The sequence below is a fragment of the Microcystis sp. 49638_E5 genome (assembly GCF_021300285.1).
GTDB lineage: Bacteria > Cyanobacteriota > Cyanobacteriia > Cyanobacteriales > Microcystaceae > Microcystis > Microcystis aeruginosa_C.
Map to the genome: position 1 here is coordinate 21,213 of NZ_JAJTDH010000006.1, position 25,622 is coordinate 46,834.

Annotated in this window: 24 protein-coding genes; 7 read left to right on the top strand and 17 right to left on the bottom strand. The window is 42.6% G+C overall.

What is annotated here, in order from left to right; all coding sequences use genetic code 11:
- Positions 1 to 259: 259 nt before the first annotated feature.
- On the bottom strand, positions 260 to 1,684 hold the full coding sequence (locus LW728_RS02340; protein ID WP_409786507.1) for a protein adenylyltransferase SelO: 1,425 nt from the start codon (positions 1,682 to 1,684) through the stop codon (positions 260 to 262).
- Between the two features lie 82 nt (positions 1,685 to 1,766).
- Between LW728_RS02340 and LW728_RS02345 the strand changes: the two genes are divergently transcribed.
- Together LW728_RS02345 and LW728_RS02350 are read left to right on the top strand one after the other, a co-directional pair.
- A complete protein-coding gene (locus tag LW728_RS02345) occupies positions 1,767 to 2,024 on the top strand; it encodes a CRR7 family NDH-1 assembly protein (RefSeq protein ID WP_287764983.1) in 258 nt (85 codons plus the stop codon).
- A gap of 173 nt (positions 2,025 to 2,197) precedes the next feature.
- On the top strand, positions 2,198 to 2,608 hold the full coding sequence (locus tag LW728_RS02350; protein ID WP_002799982.1) for a salt stress protein, Slr1339 family: 411 nt from the start codon (positions 2,198 to 2,200) through the stop codon (positions 2,606 to 2,608).
- 6 nt (positions 2,609 to 2,614) lie between these two features.
- Here LW728_RS02350 and LW728_RS02355 read toward each other — a convergent pair whose 3' ends face one another.
- The 3 genes from LW728_RS02355 to LW728_RS02365 form a co-directional block, all read right to left on the bottom strand.
- Positions 2,615 to 3,844 (bottom strand): hypothetical protein, encoded by a 1,230-nt coding sequence (locus LW728_RS02355; RefSeq protein WP_287764986.1) that lies wholly within the window; start codon positions 3,842 to 3,844, stop codon positions 2,615 to 2,617.
- Between the two features lie 190 nt (positions 3,845 to 4,034).
- Entirely contained in the window at positions 4,035 to 5,744 is a 1,710-nt protein-coding gene (gene menD / locus LW728_RS02360; RefSeq protein ID WP_002799986.1) for a 2-succinyl-5-enolpyruvyl-6-hydroxy-3-cyclohexene-1-carboxylic-acid synthase, read from the bottom strand.
- 174 nt (positions 5,745 to 5,918) lie between these two features.
- A complete protein-coding gene (locus LW728_RS02365; RefSeq protein WP_287764988.1) occupies positions 5,919 to 7,259 on the bottom strand; it encodes an ArnT family glycosyltransferase in 1,341 nt (446 codons plus the stop codon).
- An 87-nt stretch (positions 7,260 to 7,346) separates the two neighbouring features.
- Here LW728_RS02365 and LW728_RS02370 point away from each other — a divergent pair, with 87 nt between their 5' ends.
- The 3 genes from LW728_RS02370 (at position 7,347) to LW728_RS02380 (ending at position 10,192) form a co-directional block, all read left to right on the top strand.
- Positions 7,347 to 8,342 carry a formylglycine-generating enzyme family protein gene (locus LW728_RS02370; RefSeq protein WP_002799989.1) on the top strand — a complete coding sequence of 332 codons (996 nt, stop codon included), beginning with the start codon at positions 7,347 to 7,349 and terminating at the stop codon, positions 8,340 to 8,342.
- A 77-nt stretch (positions 8,343 to 8,419) separates the two neighbouring features.
- On the top strand, positions 8,420 to 9,682 hold the full coding sequence (locus LW728_RS02375) for a glycosyltransferase (protein ID WP_287664709.1): 1,263 nt from the start codon (positions 8,420 to 8,422) through the stop codon (positions 9,680 to 9,682).
- Positions 9,683 to 9,769: 87 nt separating this feature from the next.
- On the top strand, positions 9,770 to 10,192 hold the full coding sequence (locus tag LW728_RS02380) for a M67 family metallopeptidase (protein ID WP_149975709.1): 423 nt from the start codon (positions 9,770 to 9,772) through the stop codon (positions 10,190 to 10,192).
- On the opposite strand, the gene LW728_RS02385 is transcribed toward LW728_RS02380, so the two are convergent.
- The 3 genes from LW728_RS02385 to LW728_RS02395 form a co-directional block, all read right to left on the bottom strand.
- Positions 10,171 to 10,734: a DUF4334 domain-containing protein gene (locus tag LW728_RS02385; RefSeq protein WP_287664705.1), complete on the bottom strand. Its 564-nt coding sequence runs from the start codon at positions 10,732 to 10,734 to the stop codon at positions 10,171 to 10,173. The two genes, LW728_RS02380 and LW728_RS02385, sit on opposite strands and share 22 nt — an antisense overlap.
- A 120-nt stretch (positions 10,735 to 10,854) precedes the next feature.
- Positions 10,855 to 11,256: a phage integrase SAM-like domain-containing protein gene (locus tag LW728_RS02390; RefSeq protein WP_287764992.1), complete on the bottom strand. Its 402-nt coding sequence runs from the start codon at positions 11,254 to 11,256 to the stop codon at positions 10,855 to 10,857.
- Positions 11,257 to 11,396: 140 nt separating this feature from the next.
- Positions 11,397 to 12,215, bottom strand: a complete 819-nt coding sequence (locus LW728_RS02395; protein ID WP_287764995.1) for a hypothetical protein — start codon at positions 12,213 to 12,215, stop codon at positions 11,397 to 11,399.
- A gap of 245 nt (positions 12,216 to 12,460) precedes the next feature.
- Here LW728_RS02395 and LW728_RS02400 point away from each other — a divergent pair, with 245 nt between their 5' ends.
- Complete coding sequence (locus tag LW728_RS02400; protein WP_287664698.1) at positions 12,461 to 13,624, top strand: cysteine desulfurase family protein; 1,164 nt, start codon at positions 12,461 to 12,463, stop codon at positions 13,622 to 13,624.
- A gap of 62 nt (positions 13,625 to 13,686) precedes the next feature.
- Here LW728_RS02400 and LW728_RS02405 read toward each other — a convergent pair whose 3' ends face one another.
- Positions 13,687 to 15,159 (bottom strand): NADH-quinone oxidoreductase subunit M, encoded by a 1,473-nt coding sequence (locus tag LW728_RS02405; RefSeq protein WP_002799996.1) that lies wholly within the window; start codon positions 15,157 to 15,159, stop codon positions 13,687 to 13,689.
- Positions 15,160 to 15,603: 444 nt separating this feature from the next.
- Here LW728_RS02405 and LW728_RS02410 point away from each other — a divergent pair, with 444 nt between their 5' ends.
- The gene (locus LW728_RS02410; RefSeq protein WP_287765022.1) at positions 15,604 to 15,804 is read left to right on the top strand and encodes a DUF4282 domain-containing protein; all 201 of its coding nucleotides are present in this window, start codon (positions 15,604 to 15,606) and stop codon (positions 15,802 to 15,804) included.
- Between the two features lie 116 nt (positions 15,805 to 15,920).
- Here LW728_RS02410 and LW728_RS02415 read toward each other — a convergent pair whose 3' ends face one another.
- The 9 genes from LW728_RS02415 to proA form a co-directional block, all read right to left on the bottom strand.
- A complete protein-coding gene (locus tag LW728_RS02415) occupies positions 15,921 to 16,415 on the bottom strand; it encodes a pentapeptide repeat-containing protein (protein WP_287764998.1) in 495 nt (164 codons plus the stop codon).
- Positions 16,416 to 16,797: 382 nt separating this feature from the next.
- Positions 16,798 to 17,463 (bottom strand): hypothetical protein, encoded by a 666-nt coding sequence (locus LW728_RS02420; protein ID WP_287765000.1) that lies wholly within the window; start codon positions 17,461 to 17,463, stop codon positions 16,798 to 16,800.
- A 2-nt stretch (positions 17,464 to 17,465) separates the two neighbouring features.
- Complete coding sequence (locus tag LW728_RS02425; RefSeq protein ID WP_287765003.1) at positions 17,466 to 18,716, bottom strand: GUN4 domain-containing protein; 1,251 nt, start codon at positions 18,714 to 18,716, stop codon at positions 17,466 to 17,468.
- Positions 18,717 to 19,562, bottom strand: coding sequence for a S1 family peptidase (locus LW728_RS02430; protein ID WP_287765005.1), 846 nt, complete (start codon positions 19,560 to 19,562; stop codon positions 18,717 to 18,719).
- 14 nt (positions 19,563 to 19,576) lie between these two features.
- Positions 19,577 to 20,104: a COP23 domain-containing protein gene (locus LW728_RS02435; RefSeq protein ID WP_287765008.1), complete on the bottom strand. Its 528-nt coding sequence runs from the start codon at positions 20,102 to 20,104 to the stop codon at positions 19,577 to 19,579.
- Between the two features lie 487 nt (positions 20,105 to 20,591).
- A complete protein-coding gene (locus tag LW728_RS02440; RefSeq protein WP_287765011.1) occupies positions 20,592 to 22,463 on the bottom strand; it encodes a serine/threonine-protein kinase in 1,872 nt (623 codons plus the stop codon).
- Between the two features lie 110 nt (positions 22,464 to 22,573).
- Positions 22,574 to 22,930, bottom strand: coding sequence for a hypothetical protein (locus LW728_RS02445; RefSeq protein WP_287765014.1), 357 nt, complete (start codon positions 22,928 to 22,930; stop codon positions 22,574 to 22,576).
- Positions 22,931 to 23,467: 537 nt separating this feature from the next.
- Positions 23,468 to 24,139 (bottom strand): riboflavin synthase, encoded by a 672-nt coding sequence (locus LW728_RS02450; protein ID WP_002800010.1) that lies wholly within the window; start codon positions 24,137 to 24,139, stop codon positions 23,468 to 23,470.
- Between the two features lie 15 nt (positions 24,140 to 24,154).
- Positions 24,155 to 25,450, bottom strand: coding sequence for a glutamate-5-semialdehyde dehydrogenase (gene proA, locus LW728_RS02455; RefSeq protein WP_287765016.1), 1,296 nt, complete (start codon positions 25,448 to 25,450; stop codon positions 24,155 to 24,157).
- Between the last annotated feature and the right edge of the window lie 172 nt (positions 25,451 to 25,622).

Below are 25,622 nucleotides of genomic sequence, written 5' to 3' on the forward strand. Positions count from 1 at the left end.
GACTGATCACAGAATCCTTCCAGAATTTTAGCAAAGATTCTTAGATATGACTGCACTTTGTCACAAAATTTTACTATTATTTTGACAACTCTCAATGGTTGGAGAGAAAACATTGATCGCCAAGTCTGGTCAATTTTTGTCCAACGCATTTCAGGAAATGACCTAAATAAGTAGCTAGAGATAATTAATTACACATATTTAACCACCTCTTGCCTATTCTAACCAAGAAATTAATTTTGCACCACTACTTATTACTTAATTACTGCTTATTTTGTAATTTTATCACTAATTCGTGGAAAGGTTGCCAATCATCGTTATAAGTAATTGCCTCCCAAACCGATTCGATTAGCGGTCTAAGTAAAGCGGTTTTAGGATTATAATGCGTTAAGGTGTCGTCAATTTCAGACAAGGAATCTAGGGGTAATTGATTTAAGACCAAACTATATAACTCTCGCCAACGTTGCCAATCAGCTTTTGGTAAATCCGTATTTTCAAGAATTAGGGAACTATTTTCTCGCCAACCGTAATTAAATTGTTCACTTAATTGATAGAAAAAGTCGTGATAACCCAGGTCAGTTTCTTGGAGAACTTCCACAGTTTTGCTGACCAGTAAAGCGGATTCGGGAGTAAAAATATCCTCAAAACCTAACTTTTTGAGCATCATTTTTTGATAATAAAAATTGTAATGCTGGTCATAGTTAGCCAAAGCCATATCTAACTCTAACAAGGAGATGACCATCGACAGGGGAGATTGCAGTAACTCTAGATTTAAACGACAGATAAAAGGCTGATTACCATAACTATAACGGCCACCGTAGTCGAAATAAGCCGCCGTAAATTGGGGGTTATAGGAAGGAATAAAAGCGTAGGGACCATAATCGAAACTTTCCCCAGTAATTGACATATTATCGGTATTAAGAACCCCATGACAAAAACCTGCGACCATCCATTGGGCTGCTAATTTAGCGGTTCTTTCGATTAAAGCGGCGTAAAATTTTAAATAGCGATCACTATCTTGGGGATTGATTTCAGGATAATAATAAATAATCACATGATCGAGGAGTCTTTTAATTAAATCGCTACGTTTAATATGAAATAAACGCTCAAAAGTCCCGAAACGAATATGAGAATTACTAACTCGAATCATCACCGAAGATCGCGTCGGGGAAGGTTCATCGCCGCGCCAGAGAGCTTCCCCCGTTTCCACCAAACTCAGACAGCGAGAGGTATTCACCCCTAAACTGCGTAAAGCTTCCGCGGCTAAGACTTCTCTGACTCCACCCTTGAGAGTTAACCTACCGTCTGCATGACGAGAATAGGGAGTCCGTCCCGATCCTTTCGTACCAAAATCGTATAATTTGCCATCAATACCCCTAACTTGACCGTAGAGAAAACCGCGACCATCTCCCAAGAAAGGATTATACTCGCCAAATTGATAACCGTGGTAACGCAGGGCCAAAAAGGGGGTCAGGGATTGAAATTTACCAAAAGCCTCGATAAAATGCTCATCTAAGGTTAATTCTGGCTGAATTCCCACCAAAGGTAATAAAGCATCATTGCGAAAACGAAGGATATGACTGGGAAAATCCGCAGCCGCAACTTGATCATAGTATTGGTCCCCCAAGTCCTGCATGGCGCTTTCGTAAGGGAGACTGAGAAAGGGATTGGTGAGATGGTCTGTCATAGTGGTGGTGTCGATCGAGCGTTGAGGCGATAAAGTGATAAAGATAGCCAAAAAATTTTCCTACTGAGACTATCAAACAGCGATGCCCGATTCTATTATGTATCAAGGGGACTATTTTCTTGTCCTTGAGGCCGATCAACCTGAACAATTCCAGACTCCCGACCAGTTGCGGGATAAGTTAAAAGATTTAATCAGCGCAAAACCGGAGATTTGTCCCCGACAATTGGCAAAATTCTCTAGTTTTGAGGAAAAATCTCTCTATCTGCGCGATAATTACTGCGAGTTGGACCTGGGTGAGGAGGGTTATTTACAATGGTATCTAGTGCGTTTGGAAAAATAAGGAAACCCATTATTAAGTAGTTAGGTGTTAAAAACTGTCAGACACCCCCCTTATCAAGGGGGGATTAAGGGGGGATCCATCTTCAATTTAATTATAACCAGCTACTTAGTTATTAAGGCAGAGGCAATCAGAGCAATTATCTTTTTAACTTTTTACTTTCTAACTTGACCATTATGGGAGAAATAGAAGATTTACTGGCACAAATGAAGGCAGAATACCAGAAACGGGATCAGGAAAAACCGATGCCGTCCCCTTCTTCTCACCAAGAAAAAGATCGTTACCCAGACGAATTTAAGGTTAATTATGCTGGCGATTCTGCTACCGATGCGCTTTTAAAAGCTTTAGCCTTAGAAAACCAAGAAAGGCAACAACAGGAGGCAGCGGAAAAAGAAAAAGCAGCGGCATTAAAACAGCAGCGTAAGCGAGAAGCTTTAACTAGAAAGGCGAAGCAATGGTTAAATAAATTAGATGCCAAATCGGAGGAAGGACGCTGGTTTGAGGAGTTTTCCTATAGCTACGATTCTCCTTTAGAAGCGGCGATCACCTATCTAGAAGCTTTGGGAGAAGTGGATATTTATAAATGATCAGGTCTAATTTAAAGTTGTGGGTAAATTGGCTGCGTCAAAAACTTGATTATGCCACCAAATATTATCACCGGCTATAATATTTGTGCCGTAACGAGGGACGATGCCATAAACAGTGCCGGGGTCATAACCCAAAGCTTGACTGATGAGATTGTAGAGACGTTGTAGATCAAAACCCCGGGGGTCACAATGGGGATATTTTCCTTGATTAATCAGAAAACTATCCACGGCAAAATGGCTGACAATTTGCGGTAATTGTCCCGTTTGTAAGGCTGCGAGGAGATAATATTTCGCCGTTTGTTGGTATTGAAAATCGCTGTAACCGGGGAGGGGTTGCAAGCGTCCTTTGGTCAAACAGTGGGATCCCGGCGCTTGTACCAGTTCAATGTTAACGCTGGAGATAACCCGACGATTTCTTTCGGCAAAAACCGGCTGCAAGCGATCGCAATTAGGGTGAGATAGCTGCTGACAAATCGCTTCTGTTGCCCATAATGCGGTGCTTTTTGCCCCATCAAAGTAATTTGTGGGATATTCTTTGACTAAACGCCTAAAGACTGCTTCTGAAGGCGTATTTAACCAAATTCTCGCTCTTTTTTCTAACTCAGGAGCCGATCGCGTACTCAAAGGAACACCCGCTAAAGCAAGTGCAAAACCCTTGACGCGGATAGTTTCTGGGGTAAGTTGCCACAGTTGACGCACTAATTGATCCCTGGTGTCTGCGGGCAGCATTTCGGCCGCTTGTTCATAAAAAGTGGCAGTGGGACGGTGACGTTCAAAAAAAGGCCGGGCGATCGAGTCTAAAATATCTCTATCCCTGGAATTCGGTTTGCGGGGGATGTAAACATTCGGACCCAATTTCATCGGACCGCGAGCATATTTTTTCTGCTCTTCGATGTTACCCGCAGTCATACTCCAAGCTGTATCGTGGAGAATAAACAAGGGAGCGCGATCGAGGGTTAATTCGGTTTCTGGCGGGGCAATTTGCAAAAATTCGGCGATTTTCTGCTTTTCTAACTCATCTAGGCTCTTACCGGCTAAATTCTCCCCCACAGTGGAGGGATTAAAAATATTTATGGTGGCAGTGGAGAGACTAGAGGTATTCAGTTTTAAAATCAGTAGGGACAAGACCAAGCTAATCACCAAAGAAGTCACTCCCGATCGCCATTGTTCCCAGGGAAAGATAGAATATCTAGGGAGAGAAAATTGTCTTGATTTTTGCCGTCTTTGTCGATTCATCTGACCTTTTTAACTCGCTTTCCACCCATTGTATTCACTTTCTCGAAAAAGGCAATTAATACTAAATCCGTTGATTATAAGCTACATATCAGGATAGGCAATAGGCACTCTTGCAATAGGTAGCTTTGTTCTCCCCACACCCCACTTCATAATTCATAATTCATAATTCATAATTCCCACACCCCACACCCTACACATAATTACTGAGGAACCATTGAGTATTAAAAGCTCGATCGCAGGATATTTCTAGTAATCTTATGCCTGATTCCGGCAAAACTGCGATTTTTTGCTCAAAATCAGTCCAATCGCTGATTAAATGGTAATCGATACCGTAGGTGTGACAGAGTTGGCAAAAGTCGATATTTTGGGGAGTGGCAAAAAATTCTTCAAAGGGAGGGTCAAATTTGGCGATCGGCAACATCTGGAAAATGCCTCCCCCCTTGTTATTGATTAAAATTATGGTCAATGAGCCAACAAAATATTTTTTGATTAAAAAACCATTTGTGTCGTGTAATAGGGCTAAATCTCCCGTTAATAGCAGACTGGGGACATTTTTATAAGCTATTCCTATCGCAGTGGATAGGTTGCCGTCGATGCCATTGGCCCCGCGATTAAAATAGGGACGAATTTGGCGATCGCTAGGCGGGTTAAAAAATTCGGCATAGCGAACAGGCATACTATTAGAGATAAAGATCGGGGTGCGGGGGGGGAGGTATTGGGAGAGCAGCCAGGGGATTTTCCCTTCAATCAGTTTAGTTTCTGCTGCCAAAAGGCGATCGATAGTTAATCTGGCTTGCTGGTCGAATTTGTGCCATAATTGCCGATATTCTCGATTATTATCGGTTTTATCTGGGAATAAATCCCCTAATTGCTCGATATTTACCCTGAGATGTCTGGTTTTTCCCTGTAGAGGATCGTAATTATCGGGATGGGGATCGATAATCCAACGCGGACAGTCGATTTCTTCTAACCAGGTCCGTAATTCTTTGCTGGTGGGTAATTCGCCAATTTGTAGGACAACATCGGGGGTTAATTGGGTTCTAAGGGCAGGATTCCGCAATAATAAATCATAGGTAGTGATGAGATGGGGATTTAACCCTGCATAGTTTCGCAGAGGAGATAAAGCTTCCGCTAAGACGGGATATTGTTGCGATCGGGCTAAATTAGCGATCGCCTGACAGTAACTTTCGGGGTTTTGCGGGGAAGCTAATCCCGCGATGATAATTCCTTGGGGGGGTAAAGAAGGAATTTCGAGAATTGAGTGGTTAATGGCGATATTTTGCCGAGATATATGGCTAAAAAAAGCTTCTTCGTCAAAATTAGCCTCTAAATTGTTAATTTCTAGATCGGGAGTTGGTGCGAGGGGATCGCGAAATGGTAAGTTCAGATGCACCACTCCGGGGACAGGATCAAGACAGCGCCACCACGCGTGGATGATAGTTTGACGGAGATAGCGTAAACGCTCGATATTGGCACTAGGACAGCTAATTTCCGCTTGCCAGTTGGGATAATTACCGTAGAGTTTGACTTGATCGATAGTCTGACCGGCATGAGCATGACGCAATTCTGGGGGGCGATCGGCGGTTAGAATTAATAAAGGGACATGACTTTCTTTTGCTTCAATGACTGCGGGATAAAAATTAGCCGTGGCGGTCCCGGAAGTGCAGACTAGAACCACCGGTTGATATAATTGTTTGGCTAATCCCAGGGCAAAAAAAGCGGCCGAGCGCTCGTCTAAGATGGGAATAGCTTCAATCTGGGGATGTCTTGCCAAGGCTATCGTTAAAGGAGTCGAGCGCGATCCGGGAGAAACCACCCCTATCGTCAATCCCAAACGGGCCAATGTTTCGACTAAAATAGAACCCCAAAGTGTATTAAGATTGCGAAAATCGATCGACATTTATCAATTCAGTGGCAAAGGTTAGGGGACAATAAGTTAAAGAGTCTATTAATAAATTTAACATTGGCTGGAACTGGCCAAGAATAAGTTATTCCTGAGTCAGTGATCCTAGTTAAGTTTACTCTCGATTCCCAGGCCAATTTATCCCTTTTCGGGGTTCCTTCTCGCCAAGTTTTAACCAGAAAATTTATAGGTTAATACCACATTGATATTAGCTGCCAGCAGGGCCAAGAATAACAGGAAAGTAAAGCGATCGATCCAGAATTTTTTAAAGAGACCAAAGATATCCTTGAGATAGAATACTCCCAGAATTGCTGCCGTACCGATCATAAAATAATAGCGACCGTAGGGAGAAGCTAATATCCATGCTGTCAAGTTGAGATGAATCGACCAAACTCCCAGAAAGATAAAAATAATTGAGGCAGTTAATCCGTCAGTTTCCTGGCGAAAATCATCAAGAAAGATGCCTAGAATAATAAACATAAACGGATAAAAAGGAATCATATACCAAGTAAAAAAGTGACTTTGCGCTCCCGTGGCAACTAAAATTAAGGTGTAGAGGATTACCGGTAAAGCGAGTAATCTAACTTGGGGACTAGCGGGATTTTTTCTGAGAAAGGGTAAGAGGGTTAACCAGCTAAAAATTAACCAACCATCCTCGAAAAATACCGTAGGAGTGGTTAGATATTTGACAAAGTTAAAGTCCTCAAAACGCAGGGATTGTTCTTGAAATATCTTACGAAAAAAATCGTAGTCGTAGATAGCACCGTAGAGAAAATAGAGAGAGAAAAAGAAAGCACTGATCGCAGTCACATAAATGGCTTCTCGTCCTTGCTTTTCGTAAATCAAGAGGACAATTAATAATACTACTAAATAAATGGCTGTTACCTTGACTAAACAGGCTAAACCAGCTAAACAAGCGGCAATGTAGAGATATTTTTTCTGCTTAGTTTGATAGTATTGCCAATACAGTAAGATGATAAATAAGCAGAAAATAATCATTAAATTTTCACTAATAGCTAATCGAGATAGAAAAACTGTATTGGGATTGGTGGCATAAATTAAACTAGCGATTATAGCGATCGATAAATTACTTAACTTGAGAGCGAGTAAATAGACCAAAACTATAGAAGCAATACCTAAGAATAAAGAAGGGACTCTAATAATAGTTAAACTGCAATCAAAAAAAGTTTTTGCCCCTCCTAAAAGAGCAAATAAACCCACCAATAAACCAAATAAAGGAGGATGATCAAACCAGGGAGTAACCAAACGATAACGGATATTTTTCGCTTCCCAAACCACCGTAGGAAAATTATCCGTGGGACTTAACCATGACCAACTGGTGGGGATACCCGTTTGTAATAAACTCATGCCACTCCAAGCAAAAGCATATTCATCAGAAGTCCAATTATCTGGAGGCAAAGAATCATAATTATAGATTCGCAAAAAAGCACCTAAAAAGGTGATAATTGCTCCAATCAACCAATGTTTATGGACAGTCAAAAAGCTGGGCATCGATTATTAAGGACAAGGGGCAGTGACCAAATAATAGTCAGAATTTAATGGTATAATGGATGGGGTGATAATGACAGAAAAATCGGGATGATTAAAGTAAACAGACGTAAATTTTGCCAGTGGATCAGTCTGATCGGTGCAGGAGTCGGCCTGGCAGCGATTCTAGATAGAAAAAATATTGTTTCCCCCTCCACCGCTACAGCAATCATCCCCCCGCAACCCCCCCAAAATTCCTCTTTTCCCCCCCGACAAAGCTTTTCCTTTGAAACCGTTACTCTCGATCCTAGCGGTTTCGTGATCGAGCGCAATTCCCGCAGCGCCGAATACTACAGCGAAACCCTTGCGGGATTAGAGATGATTGCTATCCCTGCTGGCACTTTTATCATGGGGACACCGGACGGAGAAAAAGGAGACTTTACCGGTAGTGATAAACCCCAGCGCTTAGTCAAGGTGAACAGTTTTTACCTGAGTAAATACCCGATAACCCAAAAACAATGGCAAATTGTCGCTAATATCCCCAAAATTAACCGCGATTTAAACCCCAATCCCTCCCACTTCCAAGGGGATAACTTACCCGTCGATAGCATCTCTTGGTATGATGCGATCGAGTTTTGCGAGCGACTTGCCAGGGCCACCGGCAGAAACTATCGGCTCCCAAGCGAGGCACAATGGGAATATGCTTGTCGTGCCGGCACTACCACACCCTTCTACTTTGGTGCCACCCTTACCAGTGAATTCGCTAACTACTATGCCATTAAATTTCCCTATGCAGTGGAAAGAGAGAGCGAATTTCGAGCTAAAACCACCCCTGTAGGTAGTTTTCCCCCAAATGCCTTCGGATTATACGATTTACACGGCAGTTTATACGAATGGTGTGCCGATCCTTGGCATCGCAACTATAAAAATGCTCCCAACGATGACCAAGTATGGCCGGCCGATCCTAATAGCACCGGCAATCGTTATCGCGTCCTGCGTGGAGGTGGTTGGGGGACAGAATTGAGGGAATGTCGCTCCGCTAGTCGAGGCCAATTTAGCCCCGATAATCGCTATAGTGTATTAGGATTCCGCATCGCCAGTAGTTAGCTCAAAATTCTGGTTTCAACAACTTTGCCGGTAAATTGTGCGTCTCTAAACCTGTTTTAGTCTGTGAGTGTAAGCGAGTGACCAACTGTCCACCCTATCCCTTTTTAACCACCCCCGTCGGCTCTTTGCAAATCCCTTTTTTAGAGCAAATTGAAGGAATTATTAGCAATAATAGTTATATTCTCAGGGATGAACCCCAGTTACTCAAATTATCTCTAGTTATTCCCACCTATAACGAGCGAGATAACGTTATTCCCCTAGTCGAGAATCTCAGTCAATTACTCGATCGAAAAATTCCCGATCAGTATGAACTAATTATCGTCGATGATGACAGTCCCGATCGCACTTGGGAATTAGCCAGCAAATTAACCCCGGATTACCCGCAACTGCGGGTGATGCGTCGTCAGGGAGAAAAGGGATTAGCGTCGGCAGTGGTGCGGGGTTGGCAAGGGTCAAGGGGTGAGATACTAGGAGTAATCGATGGAGATTTGCAACATCCCCCCGAAATTCTCTATAATCTCCTCGAAACTATCGAAAAAGGAGCCGATTTAGCTCTTGCTAGTCGTCACGTCGAAGGGGGAGGAGTGAGCGAGTGGAATCTGCTGCGAAGATTTCTCTCCCGCGGCGCTCAAATTCTTGGTTTAATTCTACTGCCAGAGGTGGTCGGTCGCGTCTCCGATCCCATGAGCGGTTACTTTATGGTCCGCCGTCAAGCGATCGCCGGTCCGATTCTCAATCCCACCGGTTACAAAATTTTACTAGAAGTCATCGGCAAAGGCCGCATCGAAACCATCGGAGAAGTGGGTTATGTCTTCCAAGAGCGCCTAGAGGGGGAAAGTAAGGTAACTTGGAAACAATGGCTAGAATATATCTTTCATCTGCTGCGTTTGCGCTCTCAAAAGCCATTAAGGTTTTTAGATGCAATTGTCAATCTACCTTTAGATAGATTTATTCGCTTCGGTTTAGTGGGATTAACCGGGGTTTTTGTCGATATGGCCTTTCTCTATCTTCTCAGTGATCCCGCCGCTTTGGGTTGGGGATTAACCCGCAGTAAAATCATCGCCGCCGAATTAGCAATTATTAATAATTTTATCTGGAATGATCGCTGGACTTTTGGCGATTTATCCGCTCGTCAACGGGGTTGGAATAAACGCTGGAAAAGATTTTTCAAGTTCAATTTGATCTGTTTAGCTGGTTTAATTTTAAACGTCTTGCTGCTCAACCTTCTCTTTAATGGTTTAGGAATCAATCGCTATCTAGCTAACTTTATTGCGATTGCTATCGTCACGGTTTGGAACTTTTGGGTTAATCTTAAACTCAGTTGGCGGGTGACAAAATAGCCAGCTAGAAGCAAAAAAATGGTGGGCCAAAATTGAGATGCGCTTACCCTGTTGTCCATAGCATTTGATCCCCGCTTACTCCAGCCTATGATCCTGATTACAGACCAAATTTACCAGTCTATTTTCACCCACGCAGAATCTACCTATCCCGAAGAATGTTGTGGGTTACTCCTAGGAAAAATTACCGAGACAGCAGCCGAAGTTATCAGCATACAAGCAACAGAAAATAACTGGTCAGGCAATAAAAGAAACCGCTTTAGTATTGCCCCAGAAGTGCTTTTACAAGCTCAAAAATCGGCGCGGGAAAACCAGCTAGAAATTATTGGTATCTATCATTCTCATCCAGATCATGCCGCCATTCCCTCGGAAATCGATCGCCAATTAGCCTGGTCAGGATATACTTATTTAATTGTCTCCGTAGTTTCAGGGCGGGCGATCGATTTACAAGCTTGGCAACTGGACGAGCGCGAACAATTTCAAATCGAACCTCAAGAATTAAAATGTTTTTGACATCGCTTGAGAACAAAAAAGAAAGGCTGGGGAAAGTTTTTAAAATCCATAATTCCCAGCACCGTATTATCATCTACTTTCCGAAAAGAGTCATTAATCGGCAAATAATCATAAATCATCGTGGCGCTAACTTTGTCGCGATATTCCATCATTCGCAGTCTAGCCTGACTTGTCTCTGTTTTCAGCAAGGAGTTGGTCAGCATCAGCAAAGGTTTCAGAGAATTATTTTTCAGTATCGGCAGCTTCAAAATCCAGTTCATGGCCGTGGGATTGGGTGCCACCTTAAAAATTTTTCCCTGACCATCTAAAAATAACAGGGGGTGGACATTCTCAGTATCGACAAATTCTTTACCATACCAATTAGATGCCTCTAATAAACCATCCATTGGGTGATTTGTCTCAAGTCCAGAACCTTGCCAAACACCGAGCATAAAGTCTAAACTCACGGGTTCGAGAGCGTCAAACAATTCTAACGCTCTTTCGGTGGTCGTTTGACCAGCTTTAAGAATCGACTGGCAGCTTTCTAATTCTAATGTTTCCATTGTCTCGCTCTTATTGTGTCCTGACAATGATATTATAGCTGCCCAGCCAGAGGGTCGGGGATTGCCCCTCGGCTAAAATCACCAAACATCCCACATATCTTCACTCAATGGGTCATCGTATCACTCTAGGGTTTCCAGCCATTCACTCATTTCTTCCTTGATGGTTTCTTTAAGTTCTCGCAAATCATCTTTATTTATTAGACCTTTTTCCAGTAAGAAAGTGTAGAACTTTTTCAGACTACCTGCGTTAGCCTTGAGGCTTGATTGACTGGCCCACAGGGCCTTTTTGATAAACCAATAACCCAAAAAGTCACCGACCATATCTACCCCGTCTTTAGCTTCTACTGCATCCTCATAGAGTAAATATTCGTTGATATAAAAATCTATATTTGAAATATGATTATTAATGGTTTTTTCCGACAAACCTGATGATTCTAGCCAACTCTCGAAATCCTTTAGTAATTCATGATTGACTTTTCTTATCTTTTGACAGTCAGCCTCATATTTCTGGGAATCATCCATCTCAAATTTCTCTCCTCTAAATCGCTGCTCAATGGTCAATAGGGTAATTAATCAAGTCTTTTTTTCCAAGCGTCTAAAGCCGCCATTTTCTCCTCAGGGTCAAGGTCGGCCAACCGCCGGAATCGCCTTTCTCTTTTCTGCTAAATAGCTCCAACGATGTTAGACTCAATTTGCTCAATGATGGCGGCCACATCTTCTTCTGTATCTCGAGGTTGGGTTAATTCCACATCCGTTGAGGAGAGGTACATTTGGGTCCAGTCTCGGTTTTCCAGTTCACACTGGTCAATCACCGAACTGGGGATGTTTTTCAGGGTGATGCTATCCCATTCAATGCCGATGAGATTGCTCTGCCGCTCAATTATCACAATTCTTCCTTGCCAACCACCGATGTCAGTCCCCAAATCTGGGTCAAGTACACCCTGTTTGACGATGACCGAGTCGCCGACTTTGAAGGCAAACTCTGACTCGGAAAATTCGGGCGACAAGCTGGAGGCAACCGAGAGATGATACTCGCTTCCTAGCTCTTTTAACTCAAAATCCACAATCATCCGCTTGTTTTCCGAGAAATAACGGTTTTTCCTAGCGATTAGCTCCTCGATTAGCCCTTGAATATCCGCCTTGAGCCTTTTATCTCCTTTAAGAAGGTCTTTATTAAAAACTCGGTCTATCATCTCTTGCCGCTTTGACTCGGGGGACAACGCCAGATTCCAAGCGATTATCCCTATGGTCAGCAGTGTTCGCATAGATCCCTTCGTTTCATTGGATTTGCGGTAAGGCTCGATAAAATCATCCAGAACTTCCGACATTGTGACTTCCCTGGGAGGAGAGACGACAAAGTCCTTGAAAGCCGATGACTTTTCTCTTAATTTCTTCTCAAAGCTTTTCAAGGGTTTTTCGGATCCTTGGGACATTTTCTGCAGCCTGAGCAGTTCACTAAATGCCTTCGATTTTTTAGCCATGATTGAGCCAGAAAATATGTGTTATTAATCCTGTTGGGTTGCTGAACAACATTGGAATAGGGAAATTGTAACTGCTGTCAGGGAGCGATTGCGCTCTCATTATTAAATCTTAAAGTTCTGGTCTGAGTCGTCAGCTGTTGACTGCTATCCGATACTTTTTTGTTAACATAGATTAGCAATGCACTTTCAGAGATTCTCTTAAAACAGAGGATATCTCCTTCCCAAATCCCCCGCAAGGGAAAAATATGTCTCAAAAGCCGATTTATCTAGATTGCCACGCCACGACACCCCTAGATCCGCAAGTTCTGGCGGCGATGTTACCCTATTTTACCGAACACTTTGGTAATGCCAGTAGTATTAATCATGTCTATGGTTGGACAGCCGAGGCTGCGGTTAAACAGGCACGAGAAACAATCGCCGCTGCTATTAATAGTAGTCCCGAAGAAATTATTTTTACCAGTGGAGCAACAGAGGCCAATAACCTAGCTATCAAAGGGGTTGCCGAAGCTTATTTCGCCAAGGGACGGCACATAGTTACGGTGGTGACAGAACATCGCGCCGTTTTAGATCCCTGTCATTATCTGGAAAAATTGGGTTTTGAGGTGACAATTTTACCCGTCAGTGGTGATGGTCTAATTGACTTGGAATTACTAGAAAAATCTTTGCGTCCTGACACGATTTTGCTGTCAATTATGGCGGCTAATAACGAGATTGGGGTGATTCAACCTTTAGCGGCAATTGGTGCGATTTGTCGCCAGTATCAGGTACTTTTGCATACGGATGCGGCCCAAGCAATCGGGAAAATTCCCCTAGATGTGGAGGAAATGAATATAGACCTGATGTCCTTAACTGCCCACAAAGTCCACGGACCGAAGGGAATCGGTGCGCTGTACGTCCGGCGCCGGAACCCCAGAGTTCGTCTCGCCGCTCAAATTCAAGGGGGAGGCCAGGAAAAAGGACTGCGATCGGGTACAATATTTACACCACAAATTGTCGGTTTTGCCAAGGCGGTAGAATTGGGCATCAAAGCGATTGAAGAAGATACCAGCTACTTAAATCAGTTAAAAGCCCGTTTATGGGAGATTATCAGTCAATTAGACAGAATTTATCTCAATGGTCATCCTAGCCAAAGATTAGCCGGAAATTTAAATATTAGTATTGAAGGGGTGGACGGTGCGGCGTTATTGTTAGGATTACAGCCAATAGTGGCTCTTTCCTCCGGTTCTGCCTGTTCTTCTAGCCATACCGCCCCCTCCCACGTTTTAACTGCCTTGGGTCGCCCCGAATCTCTTGCTTATGCTTCCCTGCGCTTCGGGTTGAGTCGTTTTAATACTTTAGAAGAAATTGAACTGGTGGGGGAACAGGTGGTTTTAACGGTTAATTCCCTCCGCAAGGCCAAAAATTTTTGACGTTTCGGCTCCTATCCACAAGTTAGTTTCGGTCTAGGTTTGAAAAATTCCGGAAAAGGTTTCTATGATTGCCTTTGACTGATTGCCGTGCCAGTTAATAACATTGATGCTTGGTTTTCAGTCCAGTGAATCATCCAACTCGGTTGTAATCCCAAAACAATAATAAATAAAGCCAAAGCAATTTCGGGAAATCTTTCGGGCCAGGTACTGCGAGGAATGCGCGATAATTCAGGGGTTAAACGACCAAAGAAAACCCGATTAATCATCAGGAGAAAATACACTGCGGTTAAACCACTAGCAACCAAACATAAGAGCGTTTGTATCGGAAAAATCGGGAAACTGCCACGAAAGACCAAAAATTCGGCGATAAATCCCACCATTCCGGGGATGCCGGCGCTGGCCATGGCCGCTAAAATCATTAACATTCCCGTGATTGGTAAACCTCTTTCTGGATTTAATAAACCGCGTAGATAATCCACATCCCGGCTGCCGGTTTTTTTATACACTACTCCCACCAACAAAAATAACAAAGCGGAAATTAAACCGTGACTAATCATCTGCAAAATCGCCGCGGTGATGCTTAATCTGGTGGTGGCCGCCGCCGCTAGTAAAATATAGGCCATGTGGGAAATGGAAGAATAGGCGACCACTTTTTTCATATCCTTTTGGGCAATAGCGCAACTGGCCCCGTAGAGGGCGCTGATAGCTGCTATCGTTGCTAACCAAGGGGCGATAGTCACCCAAGCATCGAGGAATAAACCGACTCCAAAGCGCAGCAGTCCATAGGTTCCTAATTTGAGTAATATTCCCGCTAAAAGCACAGAAACGGGGGTAGATGCTTCGACGTGGGCATCCGGTAGCCAAGTATGAAAGGGAAAAATCGGGATTTTGATGGCTAATCCAATCAGAAGGGGGATGAGGAGCAGTAATTGAGTTTTAACGTCTAAATTGTTCGATAAAAGGGGGTTATAGGCGAAATTATTAGCACCGGTTAGCCAAACTAAGCCGAGGAAAGAGATTAGCACTAAAAAGCCTGAAATTGCCGTGTATAATAAAAATTTCATGCCCGCATAACCGCGTCTTTGACCCCCCCAAATGGCAATGAGAAGGTAAAGCGGGACGATTTCTAATTCGTAAAATAGGAAAAATAGCAGTAAATCCTGCGCTAGAAAGGCCCCCGCTACTCCGGCATTGAGTAACAAGAGCAGGGAATAGTAAAATTTCGGACGGTTAACCTCTGTGCCACTAGCATAAAGAGCAATTATTGTCAAGATGCTGTTAAGAAAAAGTAATGAAAATGATAAGCCATCGACACCGAGGGCATAATTGAAACCGAGGAAATTAATCCAAGGCAGGTTAACCGTGAACTGCATTTGCGGGTTACTAGGGTCAAATTGCCAGCCAAGGAGAATATTCAGCAGTAAGAGAACGACAGAAAGAGTTAGAGCTAATCCTCGCACTTTTTTCGCCTCTAGAGGCGTGTAGGCAATCAGTATCGCCCCTATAATCGGTAGCCAAATAAAAGCGTTCAGCATTCTTTACTGGAAATGGGGATGATAAACCTTCCTATTATTGCCTGAGCGGTCAATCTTTGGCAAGATAAGCTGTTAAACATTTAACTGAGTGTCAGCAGAAATCCCCGACGATTAAGTACGTCGAATAATTGTAAACTTTTGTCAAAAAATGCAGTCATATCAAAGAATCGTCGCTAAACTTCCAGAAAGTTTCTGTTATTTCAGCCTATTGTCAGAAATCTACTTCAAGCTTCTGGGTGTGATATACGAAAAATTCTGCGATTGCACCAAAACAGGCTGATATGCCGAAAGTTTCCACAGATAATTACTCAGACCTCAAAAAATTGCCGTTTATTAAGAGAGGAGTAAGTTAAATGCCGAGTAATTTTTTCAGTTTATTATTCGACTTCCAAATTTATTGGAATTAGAATTATTGGTTTAATTTACGGAGTAGGGGGAATTTTTATCTTCCTATTTTCTTTAGGATTTTTGATAGGTGGATTTCAAGCAGGTCCTGGTCAAGGTTTACTGGCTTTTCTCTTGTCTCCACTTTTATTCCTATCACTCCTGATTAGCTTTCGCATTGGTTTAGAGGGATTTGTGGCCTCACTAAAAACTGCTGAAAATACTTCAGAGCTTGTTGAACACTTCAAACGGCTTCCTTAAGTCTGGAGTTTTTCATCGCAAGCTTCTGAAAACAAGTTAAGGTCATGCCAAATCATTAACCCTTAAATGAACTACTCCACTATGCTACGAGATTGAGTAGAGTGGTTCGTTTTTATTTATTTACACCATGCTGCACTTGCGCTTCCATCCAACCCTGTATAAGTATCACATCTCACACCATTAAAATTAGCACCTGTCACATCCGCCCCTGTAAAATTAGACCGGCCTATGTTAGCATTTATCAGGCTTGCTCTTTTTAAATTAGCATCCATTAATTTTGCATAGCCCATATAAGCACTATTAAGTCTAGCATTTGATAAATTTGCTCCTATTAATTTGGTACTATTCAAGTTAGCTCCCGTCAAAATTGCGCCACTTAAATTGGCTTTGGTTAAATCAGAATCACCAAGACTAGCACCACTTAAATCAGCGCCTTGTAGGTTAGCGTGTCTTAGATTTAATCCACTCAAATCTGCACCGCTTAAATCACATCCGGGGCATTGTTTTGTTTGCTTAAATTTTTTCACATGATCGATATTTTCAGCACCGATAGAACTTGCTAAACTCACAGAAGATAGAACGATTATTGAAAAGATGACAGTAAGTTTCATAGCTATTTTACCTCAATTTTTTTCAAACAAATAAGTAGCTGGTTATAATTAAATTTAAAATGGATTTTAGGTTCGATCCCCCCTGCTCCCCTTGATAAGGGGGGTGCCGATCCCCCCTTAGTCCCCCCTTAATAAGGGGGAATCTGATAATTTTTAACGCCTACCTACTTAAGAAGCAATTATAACATAGTATTTCCCTGATGCGGACAAAAAGGATGCTATCCCTCAGTGCATTTTCTGAGGGCAGTTTATCCTCCACTAACCCTATTAAGTCCAACGAAACTACCTTTGAGATTTTCATTACTAGGGAAATCTCAAAGCTGTTGAATCATATCAAATAAAAGCCTTTTTTAGTAGAGCTTTTACCTATATTGAGCGAACCCTATCTTGTAACATCGGGAGGAGGAGATGGACATTCATAGACTGTTACTTCGTACATCTCCTTCGACTCACAGATGAGGCGATTACCCGGACAAACATACTTGGTTCTTGGTTCTTTATTCCTTTCTTCAACAATGGTTGTTGTTTCCACGTATGCCGTGAAGGTTCCCTCGTCAACTATTGTGTTTTTTTCCTTAATTTTATAATCGAAATCGTTTTCTCCCTGTCTGACGATTAGATATAGTCTATCGTGTCCCGGACCGATGGTTATCTCGGTAATTTCGGAGCCTCTGCCCCGGCTATAATCTCGGTCAGTGAAGGGAAAAGGATCGCTCGCCACTCCCCGGCTAACATTTCTAACAATAACCCTTCTGTCCCGACTCGGAGGGAAGGCCGTGGAGGTAAAGCTTGCTCTTACTATACCTTTAGAAAAACCTGGGCATTCACCAGTGTATCGGTACATGGGAATCACCAATCTGTTGAGAGAGGGACTTCCTATTATTTCCAAACCAACTTCCGGCGATTCCGTTTGCTTATTCTGTTGTTGTTGGTTGCTGGTGATAATTGGCGGGTAAATATTTATCGCTTGGGTATTTGACGGCAGACAAGTTAGGCAGAAACTTAGGCTGAGAAATTTCAGAGGTGAAATGAAACCGTTATTCATCATAATTAGGGTTCAGATTCGCTTGAGATTATATTCTCTATAATACCTGAGTCTGTGAAACTTAAAGCATCGCATTTTTCCAATCGGTTAAGGAATGTTCCGAAGTCGGAAGCGGCAAGAAGTTTATAGGATGGCAAGTGACCTTTTTTGGCTTCAAGACTGTAGTTGGGGGGATTGGTCAATGGTCCTTCATAGCCACGCCGCCACCCTACCCTCTCTTCAAATTGCTTATAGTCATTTTTTACGCCTCTCCAGATTTCCCCCTGAACGCTAAAGCCAAAACGTCCACTGGAATATTGCACCCAAAGTCGATTAATAATCTTCAGGTTAGAACAAGACAGATTGTTGATGATGTTTCCGTTAAAGTAGGTTTGATCTGTACCTCGAAGCATTAGTTTTTTCGTTTCGGCTTCGGCCCGCTGCCAATTTCCCTGTTCGAGAAGACTGCGAAGTGTCTTAAAGAGATTATTATCGGGCAGCGGAGTGGCTCGACAGTCGGCCACTACTTGGATATTTTGCCAGCTTGCATAAAGATTAATAGGAACGGATAAAAATTCTTTAATTTGTGTGTTAGGGTCTATGTCAACTCTTCCATTAATTCCCACCAAACAGCCGTTTTCGTGTAATAGTGGACCGCCACTCATTCCCTGTACAAGTTCGAGTTTATGGACAATTTGATATCCCCCGGCGGCTTTTCTGTCAATACCAAGTATATTCCCTGGACCCAAAAATCGCGCACGTCGGTCTCGGCTAGTTTTGCTAATTTCTGCCCAGCCAAATACATAAACTTTACTTGAGCCAGATAGCTGTTCTGCATTACCTATTCTGACAATTTCGTATTCTATTGTACTAAAAAACTTGAAAATTGCTAAATCAGCATTCGGATGAATTCTTACCGAGGAAATTTCACTTATATATTGTTGTCTGTCAGAAGTTTCAACGCGATAGCCAGTAGAGTTGGGCATCGGTTCGGGAGTTAGCTTATTTTCTTGATCGCAGAATGTTGAATTGAGAAACACATGGCAGTTAGTCAGGACAGTATATAAGTATCCTTCCTGTCCTTTAAATATATATTTTTGTTTCTGGACAATTGCTCCAGTACCTGGATTATGACCGTCTATTCTAATTATTTTGACTGTAGTTTGTTTGGCGATTTCTTCAACTTCGCTTTGGGAGAGAGCTAATAAGCCTTGCTGAGTTAATGAAACCGCTATTAATCCAACAATAAGCCAGTTTATTGTAGCTAATATTTTCATCTATTTATCAGATATTACTTTAATAATTTGTTCGCTGGGGATTGCCCAACTTGAGTTATTGATTAGAGTCTGCAAATCCGGCGATGGTTGAGAACCATCTTCATAATTATCGGAGTTTTCCCACAAAACGGGATGTCTGCCGCTGATGCCGACTAATTCTCCCTTTTGATTGAGTAATGGACCTCCGCTCATTCCCTTTTCAAAGTCGCCATTATATCCGATTTGATATCCTCCTTCTAGCGGTTTTTCTAAGAATGCAACTATTTTACCCGGTGTAAAATCAAACTCGTCGTTTAGGCTCTGAGTGCTTTCTTTTGTTTCTTTTTGTTGTATTGACTCATTGGCTGGATAGGCAAATTGTGGTTGCAAATAAAAAGGGAAACCCGCCGCTAACACATATTCCCCTCTCTTTAGGTTAGCGGAGGAACCTAGACGAGAAGCTACATAAAAGCAGGGGGATTTAAATTGTAGTAAGGCTAGGTCATTCCGAGCAAAATTTGCAGTTTTTACCACTTCTGAAATATGAATCTTTCCGTCAAAGGTTTGAATGCTGTAGGAAAAGTGATTATCTTTGAGAACATGGGCGTTAGTAATCACTTTATAATTGTTGTTTTGGGAGTAAATTATTACTCCAGAACCGATAAATTCTGATTCATATAATATTTTTACGGTGATAACTTTAATCTTATTATATAAAGAATCGATCAAAATTGGTCGAGAAGATGGGCATCCCGACCGAATAATGTGAGGAGCAAAGTAGCTATTATCTGCATCAGTCACTAGCCTTAAGGCTGGACTACTGATGAGGAACATTATTAGTAAAAGTTGACATTGGGATTGGTTCACTGCCAAACTTACTCCTAGCGAGGCTCATTTTCTGAAGCTTCGATTGTTAGTTCAAGAATGTCGATAAAAGTATATATATCAATATTAAGTTCTCCTTCTGTATCATAGGAAAAAATTTGTTTAGTGACCTTAAGTGTTGAAGTATTAGCATAACGATTCATCTCAAATAGTTTCTTGGCAACTTCTTGAGCATTTACTCCTGTTTTTAGAGTGAATAATACTTGGTTTTTAGCGCAACTTCCGCCCTTAAATGTAGAAACACAGACGACGGGATAGCCGTTGACAGTTGAAGTTTTAACATTGGTCAGCAGAGACTCGTATTGATTAAAGCGATCGGAAACCGTGATGCAGCGTTTCCTGTTGTCCCATCCTGACTCGGCAAAGTCGTTAGATGTCCATTCAATTATCGCCATGTGTCTTTTCTTGCGTTTGACAAAGGTATTCCACTTTCCATGAAGTTGGGCGCAGAAGAACAGTCCCTTTCCTGCGGACTTGCTAGGTTCTGGTAAACTAAAAGTGACCGCACCAGTTAAAAATAACATCGCCAGAATTTGGCATGGCTGTCGGTGTTTCATTCTCAATGACCTCTTTTTTCGTTTTAGTCGCTAGTCTAACATGGGATTCATCCCAAATCAACTTTTAATAATACGATTAACTCCCGATCGAGCTTTAAAAACCTGCGCCCCGCTTCCCACTTAAGTAGCTGGTTATAATTAAATTAAAAATGGATTTTAGGTTCGATCCCCCCTGCCCCCCTTGATAAGGGGGGTGCAGATCCCCCCTGCCCCCCTTGATAAGGGGGGTGCAGATCCCCCCTGCCCCCCTTGATAAGGGGGGTGCAGATCCCCCCTTAGTCCCCCCTTAATAAGGGGGGTGCAGATCCCCCCTTAGTCCCCCCTTAATAAGGGGGGCATCTGATAATTTTTAACGCCTACCTACTTATTTATAGCTATCAGTCATCAGCCTTGAAGACGTTATTAAACAAGATGTAGTATAAAAGCTGGTCAGGATAATCTTGACACCGATAATTCAGAAACTCGGCCGCCAAACTTTGATTTTCTTGTCAAAATTGCTGGCAACGGTACGCCCATCTCCACTGAGGGCGATCATTCTAGGTGAATCGAAAGATTTGGGAGAGGAAGGGGAGTAGCTAAAAATCTCCTTTTTGGTGTTTAGGTTCCATAATCTAATGGTTTCATCGGAACTGCGGCCAGCAATTATCTTGCCATCTTCGCTGATAACTATCAAACAGATATCGGCGGATGACCCTGCTTGGAGAGGAGAATCTTTCCAATCGCTATCTTTCCAGATTCTGATATTGTCTTGGCAACTGCTACTAGCGGCGGTGGTTCCATCGGCACTGACGGCAACCGAGGGGGCTGTCCATGGATTGATAGAGGGAAAAATGCGTGGTTCGTATGGGTTACTGCCTTGTTTTTGCCAAAAACTGATGTCACCGCCCGAATGTCCGCTGACGATAATTGATGCGTCTTGATTAATGGCAAGGGATACCACCTCTTTTTCCACCGGTAGCGTCTCGATTAAATTTCCCGTTGACAGATTCCAGAGTTTAACTGTTGCATCTTCTCCACCAGTAACCAGTGTATTGCCATCGGAACTTAAGGCTAGGGCGATCAAACCTCGTTGGTTTGGCAGGGTAATACGTTCTTTCCCCGTTTTTAAATCCCAAACCTTGATTGTGCCATCTTCACTGCTGCTGGCTAATATCTGTTGATCATTACTTATGGCGATCTCTAAAATAGCTTTTCCGTGTCCTGCTATGGTTTTTTTCTGTTTTCCAGTTGCCACGTCCCACAGGTAGATGTTCCCTTTCTCATCCCCACCTAGCAAAGTTTGACCATCTTCGTCTAGTACAAAAGAATTAATCTGGCTCGACGGCTCAATCAAGGGAAGTTCTTCAACCGTTGGTTTATTTGGGAACAAGAAATTCAACCACGGTTTTATTATTGGATGGGCAACCCCAAGAGAAAACCCACCAGTTATAACAATCAAAATTACCGAGAACCAACGTTTAAACCTCGGTGGTGGGAGAATTTTGGTATCAGGAGGAACAACAACAGGCGTTTTTTCCCGTCCAGCGGAACCAGGCAAGCCGGTTAACATTTCTTGAGCAGAGGTGAAGCGATCACGGGGGTGGAAACGGACAGCGCGATCGATAACGGCGGCTAAATTCGAGGGTCGGTGGGGCGCATCTTTTCGCCAGAGGATTTCACCGGTTTTGGGGTGGCTAGTGAGATCTTGAGGAATTTTGCCCGTCAGCAGGAAAATTGCGGTTAGACCCAAGCTGTAGAGGTCGCTGGAGAAAACTGGATGGCCAGCTATTTGTTCTGGTGCCATGTAGCCAGGGGTTCCCAATGAGACTGTTTTACTGCCGACATTGATGTTGTTCACCTCTTTGACAATACCAAAATCAATGAGAACAGGTTTACCGTCGCTGGCCCGCAGGATGATATTGTCGGGTTTGATGTCCCGGTGGATGATTCCTCGGCCGTGGATGTAGTCGAGGACGGGTAGGAGTTCTCGCAAGATTTTTTCTACTTGCTCTTCCGAGAGGTTGCCTTTTTGTTGGTGTTTTTGACTGAGGGTGATCCCTTCAATCCATTCTTGGACGAAGAAGAAATTTTCCCCTTCTGAAAAGTACTCGTAAAGTTCGGGAATTTGTCGGTTATTTCGCCCTAATTCTTCTAAAATAGCGGCTTCTCGCTGGAAACGTTCTTCAAACCAACCGGGAGTTGGTGCTGTGTTAGTTGTATCATCTGGCTTTAGTTGCTTGATTACACATTTACGGCGGGAGGGCATACGAGTATCGATCGCGAGGAAAGTTTCGCCAAAACCGCCTCTACCTAGTGTTTTCAAGATTTCATAGCGATTGTTTAGCATTTAATAGCGACTGTTTAATAGGAATGCTGTTATTTTAAAATAGATAAATCCGTGGGGGTGATTTTCTTTTCAACCCGGGCTGCCGAACATCACTAATAAAAAGCCGGCGATTAATTCACGAGTCGGGGAATTGACAGATCGCAATCCTTTATCCACATTTTTGTCCGAGAGGGTTCATAGAAAACCTGCCAAATTTTATATCCCTGTGGATCGGTTGCTGTAATGCCCGTTAGCAAGACCACCTGATCAACGATTAGATAACTTCCTCTAGTTCCTTTCTGAGCATCATACACTCTACCGTCCGCTCGAATCCTATGATTTTGACAATTTCCCCTGCGACGGGGTTTGATAATAGCAACAACATTACGAAAATTGTTTTCTTGATGTCGAGACCAATTTTGAGCTTCTACGGGACAAATAGCGGAGAAGAAAATCTGTACAGCAAGTAAAGAGAAAATTAATTTCATAGAAAGCAGAGTTTAAAGGAGTATTCTGTTTTCGTACATTAGCCGTTTTTAGAGGGGCTGAAACCTTTAATCTAGTGCTTTTTCCCTCATGGCATATTCTCTTGTAATAAGTAGTCGTGCAAAATAAATTTCCTAGTGAAGAAAGGCAAAAGGCAAGAGGCAAGAGGTGGTTAGATATGTGTAATTAATTTTGCTTAGGTACTTAGTGATGATGGCCGATCTAAATAGGGTTTGCTGAAAAAGCTTTTCCTAGGGGCAGGGTGTGGGGTGTGGGGTGTGGGGTGTGGGGTTTTACCGATTTTCAGGTGGTCAACTACCTAATTTTCAGGGAAAAAGTACCTGAATTTTCCCCCGATCCCCGCAATGGCTGGCACTTTTTGAGGGGAAAAAAGTCCAAAAGTCTTATCCAACAAGGTTTTTAGATTTATTCAGCAAACCCTAAATAGGGTTTGCTGAAAAACTTTTTGCCGCAAACCCTATATATATAACGAGTCGTGCAAAATTGATTTTATAGCTGAAAAGGCTTTTTCTGGAAAACTAATAACCATGTTCAGCCAGAAATTCTAGGCTAATCTCACTAGGAGCGTGATAAGAGCGCATTCCTAGCAATTTTTCCACATATTTGCCTAAAATATCCCCTTCTAGATTCACCCAATCGCCTAATTTTAAATGGGAAAGATTGGTTTCGGCGTAGGTGTGGGGGATGACAGCCACTTTAAACCAGCTACCGTAGGCATCACAATCGGCCACGGTTAAACTAATGCCATTAACAGCTATACTGCCCTTACCGACGATATAACGAGCTATGTAGTTATTCCACTGCTCTTCTAGGGAACTAGGGGCAGCAAAGGTCATTTCCCAAGAATTAGCCACGATTATCGATTCGACTAAACAGCCAATACCGTCCACATGACCCGTGACAAAATGACCGCCGATTTTACTACCCACCCGCAGAGAGGTTTCTAGGTTAACGTTGGTTTCTGTGTGAATTCTTCGTCCTAAAGTAGTGCGCTGTAGGGTTTCCGGGGAAGCAGTGGCCAGAAAACCCTCTGGGAGAATTTCCTCAACTGTCAAACAAACCCCATCCACAGCCACACTATCACCAATAATTAAATCTTGGAGAATTGTATCAGAGGATACAGACAAATAGAGTCTATCAGTGTCCACGACCCGAATTGTTGCCAAGGCTTGAATTAATCCTGTAAACATCGGCTTTTTTCTCGACTATAAATCCTTGTGAGTGAAAGATTGGGAATTTTCCCCAGAATAATCGGCGACAATATGACCATCTCCCACTAATTGATATTTGTAGGTCACTAATCCCTCTAATCCCACCGGACCGCGGGGAGGCATTTTTTGGGTACTGATACCCACTTCGGCCCCAAAACCGTAACGGAAACCATCGGCAAATCGGGTGGAACAATTATGAAAAACTCCGGCAGCATCGACTCGATCGCTAAAGGTTTTGGCCGTGTTAAAATTTTCGCTGACAATGGCTTCCGTGTGTCGAGAACCGTAATAATTAATATGTTCGATTGCCGATTCTAGACTATCGACAATTTTAATTGACAGGATTAAATCACTATATTCTGTTTGCCAGTCCTGTTCTGTGGCCGATGGTACGTTAATCATCTGACGAGTTGCTTCATCTCCCAATAATTTAACCTTTTTTTCCTCTAATGCCTGGGCCACTGCGGGTAAAAATTGTCTAGCGATGTCTTGATGAACCAATAAAGTTTCAATGGTATTACAAGCGGCAGGATATTGGGTTTTGCCATCGACGGTAATCCTAATTGCTTTGCTTAAATCGGCTTCTTTGTCGATGTAGAGATGACAGATACCATCGGCATGACCGAGGACGGGAATGCGGGTATTATTTTGGATATAACGCACAAATTCGTTAGAACCTCTAGGAATTATTAAATCGATGTATTGCTCAAGTTTTAATAGTTCCTGAATTTCTTCTCGTGTTGTTAATAATCGTACCGCCGCCGGATTAACTTTAGTTTGACTCAATGCCTGATGAATAATTGTTACTAAAGCTTGACAAGAACGGATCGCCTCTTTCCCCCCTTTTAAAATAACGCCATTACCGGATTTTATCGCTAAACTGGTAATTTGAATTAAAGCATCGGGACGAGCTTCAAAAATCACCCCTAAAACCCCTAAAGGACAGGTTATTCTCCGAAGAATTAAACCTTGATCTAATTCCCGATTAATTTGCATCGTAGCTAAAGGATCTGCTAATTTAGCCACATCTCGCACCCCGGCAATAGCGGCTTTTAATTTGCCCGGACTTAACTCTAATCGCGCACATAAAGCCGGAGATAATTGCATCGCTTTGGCAGTTTGAACATCGGCGATATTAGCTTCTAGTATCTTATCGGCATTGGCAGTCAAAGCCTCAGCAATAGCCTCTAAAGCTTCATTCCTTTCTTCGTTAGTCAGGATAGCCAGTTGACGACTCGCTTGACGGGTTTCTCTGGCGATTTCGGGGAGGGATAGAGAAGTTGTAACCATAGAAAATTAAAAGTAATAACCGCTATCTTGTTTATTTTATCTTATTTTTGAGAAAGCTTCAGGGTCATTAGACCTCATTGTAAAAATCAAAAATTGTTGTTAGGGTTAGGAGTCAGTAGTCAGGAGAATTAAGAATGAATAATAGTCAATTAAATGGTCTATTTACAGATTT

Excerpts from the sequence above, each read along its gene's own strand:
- LW728_RS02385 (WP_287664705.1), bottom strand. The coding sequence starts at position 10,734 with ATGGAAACATTAGAATTAGAAAGCTGCCAGTCGATTCTTAAAGCTGGT.
- LW728_RS02445 (WP_287765014.1), bottom strand. The coding sequence starts at position 22,930 with ATGAAATTAATTTTCTCTTTACTTGCTGTACAGATTTTCTTCTCCGCT.
- LW728_RS02435 (WP_287765008.1), bottom strand. The coding sequence starts at position 20,104 with ATGTTATTTTTAACTGGTGCGGTCACTTTTAGTTTACCAGAACCTAGC.
- LW728_RS02440 (WP_287765011.1), bottom strand. The coding sequence starts at position 22,463 with ATGCTAAACAATCGCTATGAAATCTTGAAAACACTAGGTAGAGGCGGT.
- LW728_RS02395 (WP_287764995.1), bottom strand. The coding sequence starts at position 12,215 with ATGGCTAAAAAATCGAAGGCATTTAGTGAACTGCTCAGGCTGCAGAAA.
- LW728_RS02415 (WP_287764998.1), bottom strand. The coding sequence starts at position 16,415 with ATGAAACTTACTGTCATCTTTTCAATAATCGTTCTATCTTCTGTGAGT.
- LW728_RS02345 (WP_287764983.1), top strand. The coding sequence starts at position 1,767 with ATGCCCGATTCTATTATGTATCAAGGGGACTATTTTCTTGTCCTTGAG.
- LW728_RS02450 (WP_002800010.1), bottom strand. The coding sequence starts at position 24,139 with ATGTTTACAGGATTAATTCAAGCCTTGGCAACAATTCGGGTCGTGGAC.
- LW728_RS02365 (WP_287764988.1), bottom strand. The coding sequence starts at position 7,259 with ATGCCCAGCTTTTTGACTGTCCATAAACATTGGTTGATTGGAGCAATT.
- LW728_RS02400 (WP_287664698.1), top strand. The coding sequence starts at position 12,461 with ATGTCTCAAAAGCCGATTTATCTAGATTGCCACGCCACGACACCCCTA.
- LW728_RS02425 (WP_287765003.1), bottom strand. The coding sequence starts at position 18,716 with ATGAAAATATTAGCTACAATAAACTGGCTTATTGTTGGATTAATAGCG.
- LW728_RS02420 (WP_287765000.1), bottom strand. The coding sequence starts at position 17,463 with ATGATGAATAACGGTTTCATTTCACCTCTGAAATTTCTCAGCCTAAGT.
- LW728_RS02350 (WP_002799982.1), top strand. The coding sequence starts at position 2,198 with ATGGGAGAAATAGAAGATTTACTGGCACAAATGAAGGCAGAATACCAG.
- LW728_RS02380 (WP_149975709.1), top strand. The coding sequence starts at position 9,770 with ATGATCCTGATTACAGACCAAATTTACCAGTCTATTTTCACCCACGCA.
- LW728_RS02370 (WP_002799989.1), top strand. The coding sequence starts at position 7,347 with ATGATTAAAGTAAACAGACGTAAATTTTGCCAGTGGATCAGTCTGATC.
- LW728_RS02390 (WP_287764992.1), bottom strand. The coding sequence starts at position 11,256 with ATGGATGATTCCCAGAAATATGAGGCTGACTGTCAAAAGATAAGAAAA.
- LW728_RS02355 (WP_287764986.1), bottom strand. The coding sequence starts at position 3,844 with ATGAATCGACAAAGACGGCAAAAATCAAGACAATTTTCTCTCCCTAGA.
- proA (WP_287765016.1), bottom strand. The coding sequence starts at position 25,450 with ATGGTTACAACTTCTCTATCCCTCCCCGAAATCGCCAGAGAAACCCGT.
- LW728_RS02340 (WP_409786507.1), bottom strand. The coding sequence starts at position 1,684 with ATGACAGACCATCTCACCAATCCCTTTCTCAGTCTCCCTTACGAAAGC.
- LW728_RS02405 (WP_002799996.1), bottom strand. The coding sequence starts at position 15,159 with ATGCTGAACGCTTTTATTTGGCTACCGATTATAGGGGCGATACTGATT.
- menD (WP_002799986.1), bottom strand. The coding sequence starts at position 5,744 with ATGTCGATCGATTTTCGCAATCTTAATACACTTTGGGGTTCTATTTTA.